The organism is Bradyrhizobium cajani (assembly GCF_009759665.1).
Taxonomy (GTDB): Bacteria; Pseudomonadota; Alphaproteobacteria; order Rhizobiales; family Xanthobacteraceae; genus Bradyrhizobium; species Bradyrhizobium cajani.
Genome location: NZ_WQNE01000006.1, coordinates 111,856 through 128,033, shown reverse-complemented (window position 1 = coordinate 128,033; position 16,178 = coordinate 111,856). Strand labels below are relative to the sequence as shown.

The following is a 16,178-nucleotide window of genomic DNA, read 5'->3' as shown; positions in this document are numbered from 1 at the left end:
GAGCAACTGAGGAAAGAACCCCGACCGGCGGTCGGGGTTCCGATTCACCCAAAGGCGTGAAGATCTCTATTTGGCAAAGGGGGAGCCAAACTTGTAGTTGAGACGTGCCGTGATGAGATCGATGTCCTGGTGGGCGCGGTCCGTGCCGAGCAACCCTGGGAAGCTTATGTTGCTGCGCTGCATGAACAAGTGGTTATACTCGACGCCAGCTGACCAGGTCGGCGTGAGGCTGACTTCGGCACCGGCCCCCAGCACGCCACCCCAACGCACATCATTGCTGTTGGCAAGCTCGGTGCCAGAAGCTACCGAATTGAGGAGATAGTTGTTGCTGGTCACCGCAGCACCACCCTTTCCATAAAGTAGGACGGCATTGAACGCGTAGCCGATATGTCCCGTGAGTAGACCGAATGCGTCTGTCGTGGTGCCAACGGTGTTTGCCGGAAAGGCGGTGCTGACATTGGAGCCGCTGAAGTCGGCCCAGTTGCCCTGACCTTCGATGCCGTAGACCATGTTGAAGATCTGCCAACGATAGCCAATCTGGCCGCCAATGGTCCCACCAGTCGAATTATGGCAGCCCTCGGGAGTGACGCCATTGAAATCCCAGCAATTGTGGCTCGTTCCCCAACCACCATTGACACCGATATAGTAGCCGGACCAGTCGATAATCGGGGCTGCGACCGGCAGCAGTGGCGCCTTGACCTTGACGGGCTGTCCGGCCAAGTCCGTGCCGAATGAGGGAGCGGCGGCGCCGAGTGCGCCAATGCTTGCAGTCAGAATCAGAATCTTTTTCATTCGAGTGTCGTTTCCTTTCGGTGCCCCCGGCGTCGTGCCTTTAACAATATGAACGCGAATTGCTGTAACCGCCGCACAACATGTCTTCGAAAGAAATGGGTCCAATCGCACGCCGCGTCAGATTGTGGAGCGCGCAACGTGCCATGCACTGCCTCGACCGAAATGCTGGGCCTGACACTGGTCGCTTCGCGCAGATGCTTCTTCGAATACGGTCCGTTCGTGAAGACCTGTGACGGGACGCCGCGCTGCGAGCTGTTTGGCTCCCTCTGTCGCTGACTAGCGACCAAGCCAGGCTGAACCAACACGTCACGTGCATGCTCGCTATTCAGAGAGTTCGGTAAATGAGGACCGCCGATTGAAGGACGCGACTTGTGCGCTCAACCTCATTCTCCCGTCAGCACCGTCGTGCTGCCGCTTGCAATCGTGAGCGATGCGGCGATGATCGATATCAGGCCTGGATCGCTTTTGACCCAGGACCTATCGCACGTGCAGCACGATGATCCTCAAGCTCGACCTCGATCGACGGGTGTCAAGGAGCCGATGCGGCTGTGCCTGATGAGGCTCTTGCTTGAGCTTGCGCAAGCTCGTGCCGAGCCAAAAGTCAGGAGAGGAAACGGTATGGCTTTTCCTGCCGTCGGCGATTATTAGCTCGGCTGTCCCGTCTCGTCGCCGACTTGCTCTGCGTTCGAGGTGATTGGTCTGTGGTCACCAGAAGAGCTGCAAAGGCGACAGTCCTCGTGAACGTGCTCGTCTTCAGCGGGGCTGAACATGAGTGGATTAAGGTCAGCACCACCACGCTCTGCCCCGGTTGTTTTGCCGCCGCATAAGGACCCTCAAGGACTTTGACAAGCCAAACTCATGTGACGGTAGAGGTTCAAGCGCCCTATTGCGCGGTCGACGGCGCCAGTTCAGCCCGCAAGCTGCGTATCGCCTCGTTAGCCAGATTCAAAGTATTCCGTTCGCCCTTCTTTATCGAAGACTCAAGAAAAGTGCACAACCGGCTATAGAGGATCGTCTTGCGATTATGCGCCAGCAACGGATCCTTCTCCACAAAGCGCCAGGCCTTATCAAAGGCTGCGCTTACGATAGCATCTTGCATTTGCACTTGCTCGGATAACAACTGATCCATCTCAACACTCCACCACGTCCTGATACAAGGAAGTACCTTCGCAAAAGCAAACCGAGAGTCTGTGGCTTGTCCCAGCAAATAAGATATCAGAGCCGCAGTACGCTCGGACATCGAGCTGCTCTCGGTGCTTCGACGAATTTATAGATGTTTGTTGAAGTTCAGATGACCCCGAATGTTGTATTTCCGGGCCCATTCGAATAATTCTGAAGCGGTTGAGACGAACTCGCGTTTCACGGCTGCGTTGCCGAAGTGCTCTTGTTACTCGGTATCGGTCAATAATTGTGGCTCTTCTTCCTGCAATTGGAAGATCGGCGCCATGCCAGTCACGACTAAAGCCGCATATCGATGAAAATAGATCGTTCCGCTCCTTTCGCAGTCTCTAGTTTCTGGAAGCATGTGGCGTTTTCCCGTCACTGCTTGTTTGCTTTCTGACATGTGTCCGCGTGACGTCGTCCTTTGCTCGACCCTGCGCGGCCTCCTGCTCTCGGTGCAGGCTCCAGCTTTCGAGCATCGCGACGATCAGTCGTGACATGGAAAAGCCAGCGGTACCGGCGCGATTACGGGCGGTTAGCCATAAACGCCAACTCGTCGATCCCTGGTGCGTACGGCCGTAGCAGTCCGCCCAGCGATAAACGTTCGATAAGCGCGCCATCAACTGAAATCTCAGTCCGCTGCTGCACGTGACAGAATTAGTTTCGCGATCTTCATTCGATTGGCGGGGGTTCGGAGCACTGCCGGCAATGCCGCCACGGCCTGATCGAGAAGGCGTCCCAAAACCTGAAGGTCTTCTGGGTAGTAAACGCCACGGTCTCGCGACAGTCGCGTCGTTTGCCGGTCGCCGGCGCGGGTTCTCGTATCGCCGAGCCGGCCGAGCTCCAGTTCCGCCGTAATCATCTGATTTGTGAGTGCATTTAGCAGTCGGACCGCTTCGAGCTCGTTCCCCTCTTCGCGTATGAGGGCGGCCACGATGTCGAGTTGCAGGTCGATGCGATGCTCGAGGTCCTCTGAGCGTGAATTGGAAGGGTCAAGTTCCACGGTGTTGCTCCAAAGTAGTTGAATGCAGGCAGCAGGCTGAGAACGGTTGTGTCGTGCTTTCCCGTTCGCGGGACGGCAGACGGGCGTTAGAACGAATGGCTGCTGCACAAGGCAAGGTGCGCACGCACGGTCGCCGAAGGGTGAGGGTGGCAGCAAGTGCCGCGAAAGGGCCGCAAAGGCGGAAACGACTATAGAACGCTGGGAACTGCGTTGTAGATGGCCCGTCATTTGATTCGACGGCCGAGCCGGTACAGCGCGACGGACAGCGACAGTGACTCCAGCCAGTGGGGACACCACTGATGACGGCAGGTCGAGAGAAGTGCGGCCCGAACTGCTGCGGGATTGCTTGCCGCCTGTCATAGCGATCCAGACATAACCTGAGGCCTCGCGAGGCAGAGTGCCATAAAGAGCGCTTGGCGCTGGACGAAGCTGTTGCTGAAGGCACGCCGTCAACTGGTCCAGACCGGCCTCCTCATTATGCCAGAAAATTAAGTCCCAGCCCATGCCAGGCAACTCAGAAATAACATCCGCCACATACGTCTGCGGTTTCTCTCTCCATTCGTTGACAGGCGATGCCTGGTCCGACGAGGGTGCGGATGGGCTCCTGGAAGGTGGGGGCGCTAAGAGACAAGACCGGCAGATCGCGTATCTCCACCCCTCGTTCCGATGGTGATGTAAGGATTTCTGAGAAGGGATAACCGCGCCGGGATATGGTCGAACAGCGCCAGCGCATAGAATGAGATGGGGTAGCGTCAGTCTGTAGGAAATGGGTGTGGAAGCCGCCTGCCGACGAAGACTGAGGACGCGAGCAGAGTGAGACACCACGGTCACACGGCGTACAGGGGCGGGCAGCAAGATCGCTAGGTTGGTCTCATCACACCGATCGACATCATTGCCTCGTCCTGGCCGGAGGATATGCGGCTTGCACGTAGCGTGGTCAGATAGCTGACCGCACTGCTTTGTTTGAAGCCCGCGACAGCGTCGGATTGTCGGCGGCGCCCGCCTGGTCAGGGCAAATAGTCCAGCCCGCACCGTCGTAGAGGGCAGTTCGCCTGCCCCAATGCTATGCAGCGCACGCATTTACCTTGACCAACCGATGTGCGTGAGAGTCGATTTTCTTGGAGGGCCTTAGTATGATTGCAAAAGGGGAGGCGCCAGCGCGATAAGTTACGCGCCCGACGTTGGGATTAGCCACCCGACCCCATTTACGCCGCACGTGCGTCGATTCCAAAGATTGATGGATCTCGTTGGCGATGCAGCCGCGAGAACCTTGAATCTGCCTGCGACTATGCTGAAAGCAAAAAGGGTCCATTGCTCACACGACATTCGTGATATGTGCTTTCCGGAAAACCGGCGATCGACTTATGGGGTATTTGTCTGAAATTGGTAAAATCGAAAGTGTTGATGGGATGCATCCAGTTCGTGGATCGCGCACGCGCGTAATCGTTCTCTTACCTCGAAAGCGAGTTAGTGTTTCCCGCCGTCTTGCTGCGGTGATCTTATGGGCACTTTAGGCGAGCCTGCTGATTCGTCGATGACGGGGTGGCCATGATGGAGAAGACAGAAAGGTCGCAGCTCTGATCGCTGGCGAATACCTCTAAATTGGACGCCAGATGTCACGAAGATGCCAGAAACACCCCTCGATCCCATAAGCCGAAGACAGGGTCATGGAGTCTCGTCGGCGACTATCCGACCAGCTCCGGCCTCCCGCAGATGCAGGATGCGCCTGAGCAATCGCGGGCCTTCATTGAAAAGGCCCGCGAGATCGAAGCGAACGAAGAGCGTTCGGCCGCGGATGAGTTGATAAAGCGGTTCGCAAACGCTCGCTAAGCCAAAGCTCGCCCCCAAATAGGGGCGCCAGCCGGTCAGATATCGCGGCCATTGAGGCTGACGGTCGCCTTCGCCCCGGGCAAACGACCACCAAAATCGCGACCAGCTTCGGTTAACCTCAGTGCGTCGGTCTACTTGCCACGCATACGATCCCCCAATGCAGACATTATCCGTCAAAGCTATCGAGAATTTCAGCTTTGATTGCGGTTGCGGTGTACAGGGAAATCTCCAGCGGAAGGTCTCCGAATGCAAGCTGGCAAAGCAAGTAGTTGGCACCTGCCACTTCCATCTGCTGAAGAAGAAGCTGTCGGACGGAAGCCAGCGTTCCAACGACGCACAATTCGCTCTCAAGTGCTGCATCGAAGGTCAGCGGAAGGGCGGACGGTGTCGGAATGGCGTTAAGCTCGTAAAGGAACTTAAAGTTCTCCAGCCGTCGCCGATACGCAGTTTCGGGCGTCGTATGAGCGTCCTGATCAGACTTCGCAATCACGACCATGCGGGCCAGCCCGAGAAAGGGCTCGCGGCCGTGTGCGGCTGTATTGTGGGCTCGATGGGATCGGTAGGCATCCGTAACGTTCCGGACAACACAGGCGGGACCTATGCACGGCAGATTGGCGCCATTTGCCGCGGCCCACTGCGCCGTCTCAGCCCGATTGCTCGCGATCCAGATAGGCGGATATGGACGTTGATGAGGCCTCAACATTAGGGGTACTTCGCTGAACTCGAAGTAGTGCCCTGATAAGATAGCGTATGTCCCTTCAGCGCAATATTCAGGATTTCACTGGCCTCCGTATAACGGCTTGGTGCAGCGTCGGCAGTGATGCCGAAATAACCCCATTCAATCGGCTGGGAGCCGCGGCCTATCCCGACCTCAAGCCTGCCGCCGCTCAATTGGTCAAGCATGCAGATCTCATCGAATGCGCGTAATGGATGATAAAGTTTGAGCAACAGGACGAGCGGACCAAAGTGTAATCGCCGGGTGCGCTGTGCGACGCTCGAAAGAAACAGGTTCGGCGAGGGCCCTCTGCCGTGAGGTGTGCAGTGGTGTTCGGCCAGGTGATAAGCGTAGAAACCGAGCGAGTCGCAGGCCTCGGTCAGCTTGAGACGATCTTCATATTGTCGTGCGGCTCTCGGCCGTCGTCATCCAAATGGTCGAAAATACCGCACCTTAGTCTTGGAAGGCCACTCTTCACTCGATTAATCTCCGATGATGGGGCAGATGGCGAGGCCCGATTGCTTCATACCGTCGCGCTCAAAGAGGTCTCGTTCGTCGTTTGACCACTTAGGCCGTTTCTCTTGGCGTGGATCTGAGCTTGCACTATGTGAGTGGATCACGAGAATGCGCAAATGGCGGTCCGGTCGCACCATTGACAGACGTTCCCGAAGCGCCTCCACAGCGAGCATGTGCTCGACCAGAAGCATCGTTAGCCCGCTTCAGAGGTCCTGTGCCTTGCGTGCCAGACCAGCTCGGCACGGCTCTATTTGTCTATCATCGGACGTAGCGTCTCCGTCAGGTCGACATCGGCTAGCTCTGCGAACGCTGCAACGAACGCGAAAAACGCTCCGAAAGCTGCAAGTATAAGAGAGCTTGCGAGTATCGCTGCTCCAACGACCTGGGTGCGTCCCATCAGCCGTTTCACTTTGGATCTGGGGAGGCGGCGACGCCGCCAATCAGTTCTGCTCGACAGTTTCAACACGGCCGTCTCGCCAGCGGTAAACCAGAAAGCCAGGAGCCGCATTGTCTCCCTTTCTATCGAACCGGACTGGGCCAATCACGGTATCGGTCGGCCGTGAACGAAGTGCGCTAGCTACGCGCACAGCATTGAAAGAACCGGTCCGGTTCACCGCCTCTGCCCATGCTTGCACGGCTGCATAGGCGTAAAGCGTGTAGCCTTCAGCGGACAGGTTGGAAGCTTTGAGTTCGGCCACCACGCCGGCCGCATTGGCATTCCTGGCGGGGTCCGGCATGAAGGTAAACAACGTGCCATTTCCGGCGTTGCCTGTAATGGCCCAGAATTCAGAGGTCATCAAAGGATCGTTCGCCATGACCATAAGGTCCGCTCTTGCTTCTGACGCCTGGCGTATAAACAATCCGATTTCGGTATGATAACCGCCGATATAGGCGACGCGCACTCGTTCCTTCTTCATCCTTGAGACCAGCGCCCTGTAATCCTTTTCGCCGGCTACATAGCTTTGGCGAATGACTTGTTCACCGAATCTCCGAAGCTGTGCTTCAACGACGTCGGCGATACCCTTGCCTGCGGTGCTCTTGTCGTCGAGCACTGCGATCTTGTCGTTAGGGAAGGTCCGGTGAATATACTCTGCGGCAACGATGCCTTGTTGGTCGTCGCGGCCGCAGATACGAAAGACAGTCTCAAGGCCTCGTTCTGTTAGCTGAGGATTTGACGAGCCTGGTGACACCTGAATAATGCCTGCTTCGGCGTAGATCTCGGAGGCCGGGATCGACGCAGAAGAACAAAAATGGCCAACGACCAACCGGGTCCGCTCTGTTGTGAGCTTATTCGCGACTGCGACAGCTTGCTTCGGGTCGCACGCGTCGTCGGCGACAGTCAATATCACCTTGGTATCGAGAAATAGGCCAGAAGCGTTCAACGCCTCGACTGCCGCAGCTGCACCATCGCGCATTTGTGCGCCGAACGCAGCGCTGCTTCCGCTCATTGGGCCAGCCACGGCAATATTGACGTCGGAGCCGCGCGCAACAGAGGCGAGGGCGCAGAAGAGAAGCGCTGCACTCGCAGCAGACGCGCAACGATTTAACATTGTAGAGCTCCTAATGTTCACCTGAAGAGTAACCGCCAGCAGCTGTGATCAGACATGTCGACACGTTGAGATTGTCTGTCAAAGCGAAGCTTGTGTTGGTCGGCCAGATTGGCGACCACGGTAGAACTTACAATTTGACGTTAGGTGCGTTTCAAGGCCGTTTTGAAGGAGCCTCGATGGTGCGTCAGGGAGCGCGGATCGACGAGGTGACGACGACTGTCCGGCTCAGTCCATAAAACTGTTGGCCCGCATCAGAGCCGACGATCGCCTATCGGCAATGCCGTGCGGAGCCGGCCAGGAGGACGTCAGTACGGCTGATCCTCCAACCCGCCAAGGGCCAGATCGAGATATTGCATGAGGCAGGGATCCCAACCAGCCAGACTACGGGGGGCGCTTAATCGTGCAAGTACCTTCAGGATCGTCGAAACGCGTGAATCGGCGCCAGCGATTTCGCCGATCAGCAAGCGCGCTGCGACTGCGACAGCTTTTGCCCGCTCGCTGCAAGGATGGTCGCCTCGATCCATACAATCACGCAGGTCGTCACGGATCCGCCGCCACCGCTCCTCGCGATCTGCAGCTAACTTGCAGGTGCATCGGGACGTCTGATTATGCGTCTCGACCCGCGACATGGCATTGAGGGTGGCAGGCAGCTCATCCACACTTACCTGGATATCACTGTCGATGGTCATGTTGCGCAAGCGATCTCGCAGCAGAGTTGTTCGAGCGACTTGAAGTTCTATCCGCTCTAAATGTTTGCGCAGAAGATCGGTAAGTGAGGTCGTGCCCTCCATAGCTTTACGGATCTCGACAAGTGAGAAGCCAAGCTCACGTAGCGCACGAATCTGGTGAACCCGTTGCACGCTTTCGCGGTCGTACATCCGGTGGCCGCCGTCAGTACGCTCTGAAGCTGCTAGGAGCCCGGTGTGTTCATAGTGATGCAGCGTGCGTACCGTTACTCCGGTCGCCTCTGCAAGTTCGCCAATGCGCCATCGACGCCTTCGTGGTATAGCTTTGCTCATGTTGTTCATTTCAAAGCCTACAACCTGACGTCACGTGTGATTCAAGCTATTTCAAAGCTCTAGCTGGATCGTCTTCCATTCCAGCGCGAGACTGGTGACTATCCTCAGAATGGCGGGGGATCAACCCTGAGGGGAAATGGTGATCAACAAGTTCGTCAGGCATGCCAGTTGAGCCTCGCCAGCCGCTGTACGCTCCAGGATGAGTTTGGCGATTGCTGTGCGATTTTCCGGACTTCGCATCGATGGGGGTAGCGCGGTGATCGCACTATCATAAAGGCGTCCCAGGACGGAAAGCTCTTCCGGATCGAACACGCCGCTGCATTGCTCCAACGTTCAGCTCCTTGTTTGTCATTGCGTCATGGCAGCGCTCGTCAACACGTTTGGCTGCGATAGGGCCAAAAGAAGTCAGACCCGCGGCGCGGAGCGACGAAGATGCGATGTACTCCCATGTGATGCGACAGGGCAACATGCGTGCGCGATGCTTGCCTCGACGACGCAAGAGATCGTGGTCATGTGCATGATCGATGACCATCACGCTCACGGTGCGTGATGGTACGGCTTCCGAAGAAGCTGAAGCGTCTCCGCTCTTCGGAAGCCGCTACTGATTCGGAGAGTTGACGAGGGCAGCCCAGCCCCGGTTCTGCTGTATCGACGCAGGTGCGCCCGGCGGCCGGGTGCAACGTACGTCCCTGTCTCAAAAACCAGGCCAACAGTCTGACCCGCCGCTCGCACGTCGAGCCCATTGCCAACGTGCGAAAGACCTACACAACGTCGTCATGATAGCCGTCTTTTGCGACGATCTTGATAGAGCGACCATGAATTCGAGCGAGGCGAGCCAAAACTGTATGCGTTGAGACATTCGTTGAGATATGAGGTTCGCAGATCTTGCGAGCGTCCTCACGACAACGGCGGGACAGATCGTGCGAAATCTCCGGCAGTATCAGCCCGTTCCGAAGTGCAGATGATGGAGGCCTCTTGCCCAGTTGCCATGCGGGTAGCTTCTTGCAACAATATCTCTCGCATCCACAGGCTTTCCGGGTCGCTATTGTGAAGCACGGGCCATTGAACCGCCTCAGTGAAGGCGGGGAACGGCTGCGGGAGCTCCGCAATGCGAAGGGGCACCGTTCTTTGGAAATGCTTTACGAGCCCTAATGGCATCGTCCCTATGCGGTTGGTACCTACCAGCAGGGGCGGGATCATGCTGAAGCTCTGCACGAGAATGTCGATGCGCCGATTGAGACCGAGATCGAGTAAAAGGGATTCTTCGACCGGCGTCTTGCGCGCACCTTTGACCTTAACCGCAACGTGGCCCATCGACATATATCGATCAAATGTAAGCCCCCGTAGTAGTTGGCTGTTCGTGCAGCAACCTACGCAGACGAGTCTCTCCTCGAATAGGGCCGCCCTGGGGTGCGCGCCGGACATGAATAATTCCGGCAAGATAACAAAATCGACTTCGCCGCGGCGAAGAAGCTCATCGTGCTCATCGGTGAGCGCGACCAGTTCGAAGCTGACGGCCGGTGCTTCTCGCGCGACGCGCTCCACGACATTTCGGAAGAATACGACTGTTATAAAGTCAGAAAGGCCGATCCTGAATCGCCGGTTCGATCGAGCTGGATCGAACACGTCCCGCGCGATAATTGAAAGATCGATGTGCGTTAGAGCCTCGCGTACAGGGGCTGCGAGTCCTTCCGCGCGTGAGGTCGGGACAAGTTCCCGCCCCCTCATCCCAAACAGCTCATCACGGAAGTAGGAGCGCAGCCGGGCAACGGCTGCGCTCATGGCCGGCTGACTAAGATTCACCTTGCGAGCCGCTGCGCTGAGGTTGCGCTCGGTCATTAGAGCATCCAGCGCGACGAGAAGATTTAGATCCAGACCTTTGAAACGCATGTCCTCTTATCCGGCATGAGCGTAGTTGCGGCGCATACAACGAGCGGTGACGGCTGCGTCTGGAGAGGTCCTATAGGCTCGCCCGAATGGAATCGTTTCCATCCTTCGATCGCGAAAAGGACGCTCGTGAAATGAGCGCAACAATGGAGAGCAAGACGGTAGGCCGACCCGCAGCGGCCGGAATCCGTCAGGAGTTCCGAAGTTGATCGGTCTGGCCGCTTCCAGCGAGCCACGCAGCAGGACGCGGTCGGTTGGTTAATGGCAGATCAACCCAGTGTCCGGCCAGTGCCGTGAGTTCGCCAAAGCGCCCAGTCGAGGGCCGCGTAGCGCACCGTTAGTCACGGCGGCCAACCTACAACCTGACGCAGTGTGCGGTTCAAGCGATTTTATGGGGCGAGCCAAACATTATCGTATTGGAGGAGACGTGTTGTGCCGCGATAGCGTCGGGCGCCGCCTGTTTGCGGTGCAAGCGCACCAAACCTCACCTGCGAGGTCACCACGCTCACACTCGGCAAGTATTCGCAGCCGATCGCCCGTCGCTGGCAGCTTGACCTCAGAGACGTTGAAGTGACGAAAGCGGCCGAGCAGGTCGAAGGACTGTTAGCGTGTTTGGAACGTGCCGAGAGTGGCTTACGGTGAGCCTAGCAGCGCCTGCGAGTTGGACGCTCCTGATGCCCAGATGCCATGTTGGATGCTTCATCCAGCAATATCCGCCGCATCCAAATGCTCGCCGGATCGGTATTGTGGAACGCAGGCCACTGCACAGCCTCTGTGAATGTGGGCAGGGGGAGCGGCGGTTCGATGATCCGCAGTGGCATCCGCTTTTCGAAGTGTTTGGCGAGTCGTAAAGGCATTGTGCCGATACGGCCTGTGTCTAACAATATGGGCGGAATCAGGCTAAAGCCCTGCACAACTATCTCAATGCGTCTCTTGACGCCGTGCTCAAGCAAGAACCATTCTTCGAGGTTTGGTCTGAGAGCCCGTCCGAACTTCGCCGTAACGTGCCCCATCGAAATGTATTTCTCGAATGTCAGCTGCCGCGTGAGCTGCTTGTTCTCGCGGCATCCCACGCATACGAGGGTCTCGTCGAACAGCGTCGCCTTAGGATGCGCGCTCGACATGAACAGCTCCGGCAGAATGAGAAAGTCCACCTCGCCCCGGCGCAGCAGCTCATCGGGTTCATCGGAAAATGGCAGCAATTCGAAGCGTACCGCGGGAGCTTCCTGTGCAATACGGTCGACAATTTTGCGAAGAAAGACGATCGTCATGAAATCGGAGAGAATGAACCTGAAGCGTCGGCTCGACTGAGTAGGGTCGAACGCGTCCCGCGATATGATCGAGAGCTGGATGTGCAGCAGGGCCTCGCGAACCGGACCAGCAAGCGCCTCGGCGCCAGGTGTCGGGACGAGCTCGCGACCTCTCATGGTAAATAGTTCATCGCGAAAATAGGTGCGCAGCCGCGCGATCGCAGCGCTCATAGCGGGCTGGCTCAGGTGAATTTTGCGCGCCGCAGCTGTGAGGTTGCGCTCCGTCATCAGAGCATCGAGGGCAACGAGAAGGTTTAGATCAAGTCCCTTGAACCGCATGTTGTAAGTCTATCCATCGTGTGGATGTGTTCCATCGGAACTATCGATTTTACCAAGTTGCGGGAAGTTGGATAGCAAACATAAGTTTGCAAAATTAATGAGGCATACCACGATGGCTGCTGCTCGCTCACGCTGGCTCAGAGAGAAGCTCCTGGACGTGCGAGCAGCCGGCGCATCCGCTTCGAGGGCGGCTATGGGCACGCCATGCGAGCCGCGTCGCTTCTTCTCGGTACGAAGCTCGTTCGATCGAGACGCCAGGCAGATCTCCATAAACCTTGGTATGCGTGTTTCATCCGTTTCCATATTGGAGGTTTACCCGCGTACACTTGAGAGCGCGCTCGGTCGCATTCTAATGTCCCCTCCAGGTTGCTCGCTTGTCCACCGCATTCAGGGCGTGTCGAATATGCATAAGAACCCGTGTGATCTGATGCCACTCGGTTGCGCCCTCGATGAGGCGCCGCGCATCGAAGGCCTGCCCGCAGACGTCAAAACGTCGACAGAGATGCTAGACGAGGCGGAAAAGCTCCGTGGTGCAGACAGGTTCTGGCTAGCCCAATCGCCTCGTCGGCATCTTCCGGGATATCTCGCGCAGGGCATTGGCCGGATGACGAGTGCGAACCATGAGATCGCTTCGTCGCGAGTGAAGGCGCACGGCACGGTGCAGGCGAGGAGCGCCGCGCTCCGAGGGGTCATGGCAGCGCATTTCAGTATTGATCAGCGGTTCGGCGACTAGCGAATTCTCGTGACCATCTCCGCTCATATTTCCACTGGCGCAAGGAAGCCCGCCATGAACATTGCCGCATCCCGGACTGCGGAAGCTCCTACTGCGCGCGCTCAAGTGCAGTGGAGCCTTCGCTGGGAAAGCGAACTGCTGCTCGCTGATCATGCCGAGCTCGCCGAGTTCTTCCGCAAGAGTTACGGGCCGACCGGTGCGTTCAATGCGCAGCCATTTGAGGGCAACCGAAGTTGGGCTGGTGCAAGACCTGAGGTCCGCGGAATCGGTTACGACGCGCGCGGGGTAGCTGCTCACATCGGGCTACTGCGCCGCTTCATCAATGTTGGTGGGGTCGATCTTCTCGTGGGGGAACTGGGGTTATATGCGGTGCGTCCGGATCTTGAAGGCCTGGGAATTAGCCAAGCAATGCGCGTGATGTATCCCATGCTGCAGCGGCTTGGGATTCCATTTGGCTTTGGCACGGTTCGGCCTGCGCTCGAGAAACATATGACCCGACTGGTCGAAAGGCAGGGGCTCGCGACCCTCATATCTGGCATTCGCGTCCGCTCCACGCATCCGGATGTCTATCCCAATTTGTCGCCGATCCGCCTCGAAGACGTGATCGTGGTGGTGTTTCCGGTTGGACGCTCGATAAGCGAGTGGCCGGCCGGGACGATCATCGATCGGAACGGGCCCGAGTTGTGAAAGAGCTTTTCCGCCCATCTGCTGTCCGTTGCGACTACGCTGACGTGAGTGGAAGTCGCCCTGTCTACTTAACCTTTGATGATGGGCCCAATCCATTTTGCACACCAGAGGTGCTCGATGTGCTGGCGCAACATCGGATTCCGGCGACGTTCTTCGTGATCGGCACGTACGCGGCCGAACAACCTGAGCTCATTCGACGAATGATAGCGGAGGGGCACGAGGTTGCGAACCACACGATGACGCATCCGGATCTATCCAGATGCGGACCAGCGGAGGTGCGCGATGAAATTCTGACGGCGAGTGAGGCGATCCGTTCGGCGTGCCCGCAGGCCTCACCGAGGCACATGCGAGCACCTTACGGCAAATGGACACAAGAGGTGCTCGCTGAGTCAGCGAGCGCTGGCCTCTCAGCTGTGCACTGGTCGGTTGATCCGAGAGATTGGTCCCGTCCAGGGGTCGATAGAATTGTGAATTCAGTGCTGGTGAGCGTTCGCCCGGGTGCAATTGTGCTCCTGCACGACGGATATCCTCCTGATGAGGAGCGACCGTGCACTGGTGCCACGCTGCGCGATCAGACCACGATCGCGCTGTCACATCTGATCCCGGCACTACAACGGCGCGGGTTTGTAATCCGTCCACTCCCTCAACTTCACTGAAAAAAACTGAGACCTTATGGACCTGCTCGCTACAACCAGTGCTGTCGCTGTTTCGTCTTATGCGCTGCTCTCGACGATCTACAAGAGCGCGCAGGCGCTTTATGCCCAACCGCCGGCGAATTCATCGCTGCAGGACAACCTGGGACGATCGGAAGCGGTCCTTCCCAGTGTAGACGTCATCGTACCGTGCTTCAACGAGGATCCAATCACGCTCGCCCAATGTCTGGACTCGCTTGCGAGTCAAGACTACGCCGGAAAGCTACAGGTCTATGTAGTCGACGACGGATCTGCAAATCGCGACCTTGTCGCGCCTGTACACAAAATCTATGCGAACGATCCGAGGTTCAGCATCATCTTGCTGGCGAATAACGTTGGAAAACGAAAGGCGCAGATCGCCGCCATACGCAGCTCATCCGGTGATCTGGTTCTCAACGTTGACTCAGATACGATACTTGCCGCCGACGTCGTCACGAAGCTTGTATTGAAGATGCACGACCCGGAAGTCGGTGCGGCCATGGGTCAGTTGGTAGCGAGCAACCGCAGCCAAACCTGGCTGACCAGGCTGATCGATATGGAATACTGGTTGGCATGCAACGAGGAGCGCGCGGCGCAGGCGCGTTTCGGTGCCGTCATGTGCTGCTGCGGCCCATGTGCCATGTATCGTCGCTCGGCGCTCGCCTTGCTTCTCGATCAATACGAAGCCCAATTTTTTCGTGGGAAGCCGAGCGATTTCGGCGAGGATCGCCATCTAACGATCCTCATGCTCAAGGCGGGATTTCGAACGGAATACGTCCCGGACGCGATCGCAGCAACAGTCGTCCCGGACAGCCTTGGGCCATATCTACGCCAGCAACTCCGCTGGGCGCGCAGTACCTTCCGGGACACGTTGCTTGCATTACGCCTGCTGCCAGGGCTCGATGGCTATCTGACGCTAGACGTTATCGGGCAAAATCTTGGCCCGTTACTTCTCGCCCTGTCATCACTGGCTGCGCTCGCACAGCTCCTAATCGCCGGCTCTGTACCCTGGTGGACGGGATTGACGATTGCAGCAATGACAATGGTCCGTTGCAGTGTGGCAGCCCTTCGTGCTCGCGAACTGCGGTTTCTCGGCTTCGCGCTCCACACACCGATCAATATCTTTCTCTTACTTCCTTTGAAGGCCTATGCGCTTTGTACCTTGAGCAACAGCGATTGGCTATCGCGCAAGGTCGCCAATGTGCCGGCCGAAGGGGAAAAGCAGTCTGTCATCCTGCACCCGAACGCTGGACGACATGCTGCAAGTAAAAGGGGAATGTCTGGAACAATTCATAAGGCGGGGCTTTCGAGCGCTGAATCGAGCCTGACGGCAGCGAAGAGTGTTTGCGGTTGCGATCGTTCGACCGCCTGCAAGTAGGTGATAGTCGCATGATCCCGGACGCAAACTATCAGCTATTAGAGCGAGAGTTGTCTGCCGACGATCCATGGCGCCTCGACAGTAGTTCCTTCGAGCAGGAGCGATACGCGCAAATGCTCCGGATGTCGCGTTGCAATGGAGACGTTGCGTGTGCCCTCGAAGTGGGATGTGCAGCCGGTGCATTCACCGGCATGCTGGCGCCGCTATGCGAACGACTCACTGTGGTCGATGTCATGCCGCAGGCCATCGAGCGAGCGCGACGACGGACCAGGAAGTGGTCGCATATCACGTGGATGACCTCCGACATCCAGCGGTTCTCGACCACCGAGCGGTTCGATTTGATCGTCGTGGCCGAAGTTCTTTACTACCTCAAGGACATTATCGAGATGCATGCGGCTATCCGCAACCTAGTGAGTATGCTTGCGCCAAATGGCGCTCTGATTTTCGGGTCCGCACGTGATGCCACATGTCAACGATGGGGCCTTGCTGCTGGTGCCGAAACGGTGATCGCTCTCTTCAACGAGAGCCTATCGGAGGTCGAGCGTCTGCATTGCCACACCGAGTCGGTCAACGAAGACTGCTTGATCGTCCGGTTCCGGAAGCCGGGTCATTCGTCAGAACAATCAAACGTCGGCCAGTAGACCAGG

At 57.4% G+C, this 16,178-nt stretch carries 12 protein-coding genes and 1 pseudogene; 5 read left to right on the top strand and 8 right to left on the bottom strand.

Features of this window, described 5'->3' with window-relative positions:
- Nucleotides 1–66: 66 nt before the first annotated feature.
- The 8 genes and pseudogenes from GPL20_RS10385 to nodD1 all read right to left on the bottom strand — a co-directional run bounded on the left by GPL20_RS10385 (nucleotide 67) and on the right by nodD1 (nucleotide 12,062).
- Nucleotides 67–792: an outer membrane protein gene (locus tag GPL20_RS10385; protein ID WP_157329465.1), complete on the bottom strand. Its 726-nt coding sequence runs from the start codon at nucleotides 790–792 to the stop codon at nucleotides 67–69.
- Nucleotides 793–1,675: 883 nt separating this feature from the next.
- Complete coding sequence (locus GPL20_RS10380) at nucleotides 1,676–1,921, bottom strand: hypothetical protein (protein ID WP_100235599.1); 246 nt, start codon at nucleotides 1,919–1,921, stop codon at nucleotides 1,676–1,678.
- A 663-nt stretch (nucleotides 1,922–2,584) separates the two neighbouring features.
- Nucleotides 2,585–2,956: a NolY gene (locus GPL20_RS10375; RefSeq protein ID WP_100235578.1), complete on the bottom strand. Its 372-nt coding sequence runs from the start codon at nucleotides 2,954–2,956 to the stop codon at nucleotides 2,585–2,587.
- A 1,996-nt stretch (nucleotides 2,957–4,952) separates the two neighbouring features.
- Nucleotides 4,953–5,979: pseudogene (locus GPL20_RS10370) on the bottom strand (LLM class flavin-dependent oxidoreductase).
- 478 nt (nucleotides 5,980–6,457) lie between these two features.
- Nucleotides 6,458–7,567 carry a branched-chain amino acid ABC transporter substrate-binding protein gene (locus GPL20_RS10365; RefSeq protein WP_157329464.1) on the bottom strand — a complete coding sequence of 370 codons (1,110 nt, stop codon included), beginning with the start codon at nucleotides 7,565–7,567 and terminating at the stop codon, nucleotides 6,458–6,460.
- Nucleotides 7,568–7,872: 305 nt separating this feature from the next.
- A complete protein-coding gene (locus GPL20_RS10360) occupies nucleotides 7,873–8,586 on the bottom strand; it encodes a MerR family transcriptional regulator (RefSeq protein WP_157329562.1) in 714 nt (237 codons plus the stop codon).
- 897 nt (nucleotides 8,587–9,483) lie between these two features.
- On the bottom strand, nucleotides 9,484–10,476 hold the full coding sequence (gene nodD2 / locus GPL20_RS10350) for a transcriptional regulator NodD2 (protein ID WP_157329462.1): 993 nt from the start codon (nucleotides 10,474–10,476) through the stop codon (nucleotides 9,484–9,486).
- A 641-nt stretch (nucleotides 10,477–11,117) separates the two neighbouring features.
- Complete coding sequence (gene nodD1 / locus GPL20_RS10345; RefSeq protein ID WP_157329461.1) at nucleotides 11,118–12,062, bottom strand: transcriptional regulator NodD1; 945 nt, start codon at nucleotides 12,060–12,062, stop codon at nucleotides 11,118–11,120.
- A 403-nt stretch (nucleotides 12,063–12,465) separates the two neighbouring features.
- Between nodD1 and GPL20_RS39380 the strand changes: the two genes are divergently transcribed.
- The 5 genes from GPL20_RS39380 to nodS are packed head-to-tail and all read left to right on the top strand — an operon-like array spanning nucleotide 12,466 to nucleotide 16,172.
- Nucleotides 12,466–12,795: a hypothetical protein gene (locus GPL20_RS39380; protein WP_246250250.1), complete on the top strand. Its 330-nt coding sequence runs from the start codon at nucleotides 12,466–12,468 to the stop codon at nucleotides 12,793–12,795.
- Between the two features lie 54 nt (nucleotides 12,796–12,849).
- Complete coding sequence (locus tag GPL20_RS10335; protein WP_157329460.1) at nucleotides 12,850–13,482, top strand: NodA family N-acyltransferase; 633 nt, start codon at nucleotides 12,850–12,852, stop codon at nucleotides 13,480–13,482.
- A complete protein-coding gene (nodB, locus tag GPL20_RS10330) occupies nucleotides 13,479–14,138 on the top strand; it encodes a chitooligosaccharide deacetylase NodB (RefSeq protein ID WP_373568199.1) in 660 nt (219 codons plus the stop codon). The genes GPL20_RS10335 and nodB overlap by 4 nt, the downstream gene beginning before the upstream one ends.
- A gap of 16 nt (nucleotides 14,139–14,154) precedes the next feature.
- Nucleotides 14,155–15,531: a chitooligosaccharide synthase NodC gene (nodC, locus tag GPL20_RS10325; protein WP_157329459.1), complete on the top strand. Its 1,377-nt coding sequence runs from the start codon at nucleotides 14,155–14,157 to the stop codon at nucleotides 15,529–15,531.
- A gap of 11 nt (nucleotides 15,532–15,542) precedes the next feature.
- Nucleotides 15,543–16,172: a nodulation methyltransferase NodS gene (gene nodS / locus GPL20_RS10320; RefSeq protein WP_157329458.1), complete on the top strand. Its 630-nt coding sequence runs from the start codon at nucleotides 15,543–15,545 to the stop codon at nucleotides 16,170–16,172.
- The last annotated feature ends 6 nt before the right edge of the window (nucleotides 16,173–16,178 follow it).

Coding starts and splice junctions, on each gene's coding strand:
- GPL20_RS10365 (WP_157329464.1), bottom strand. CDS start 7,567: ATGTTAAATCGTTGCGCGTCTGCTGCGAGTGCAGCGCTTCTCTTCTGC.
- nodD1 (WP_157329461.1), bottom strand. CDS start 12,062: ATGCGGTTCAAGGGACTTGATCTAAACCTTCTCGTTGCCCTCGATGCT.
- GPL20_RS10385 (WP_157329465.1), bottom strand. CDS start 792: ATGAAAAAGATTCTGATTCTGACTGCAAGCATTGGCGCACTCGGCGCC.
- nodS (WP_157329458.1), top strand. CDS start 15,543: ATGATCCCGGACGCAAACTATCAGCTATTAGAGCGAGAGTTGTCTGCC.
- GPL20_RS10335 (WP_157329460.1), top strand. CDS start 12,850: ATGAACATTGCCGCATCCCGGACTGCGGAAGCTCCTACTGCGCGCGCT.
- GPL20_RS39380 (WP_246250250.1), top strand. CDS start 12,466: ATGCATAAGAACCCGTGTGATCTGATGCCACTCGGTTGCGCCCTCGAT.
- nodD2 (WP_157329462.1), bottom strand. CDS start 10,476: ATGCGTTTCAAAGGTCTGGATCTAAATCTTCTCGTCGCGCTGGATGCT.
- GPL20_RS10360 (WP_157329562.1), bottom strand. CDS start 8,586: ATGAGCAAAGCTATACCACGAAGGCGTCGATGGCGCATTGGCGAACTT.
- GPL20_RS10380 (WP_100235599.1), bottom strand. CDS start 1,921: ATGGATCAGTTGTTATCCGAGCAAGTGCAAATGCAAGATGCTATCGTA.
- nodC (WP_157329459.1), top strand. CDS start 14,155: ATGGACCTGCTCGCTACAACCAGTGCTGTCGCTGTTTCGTCTTATGCG.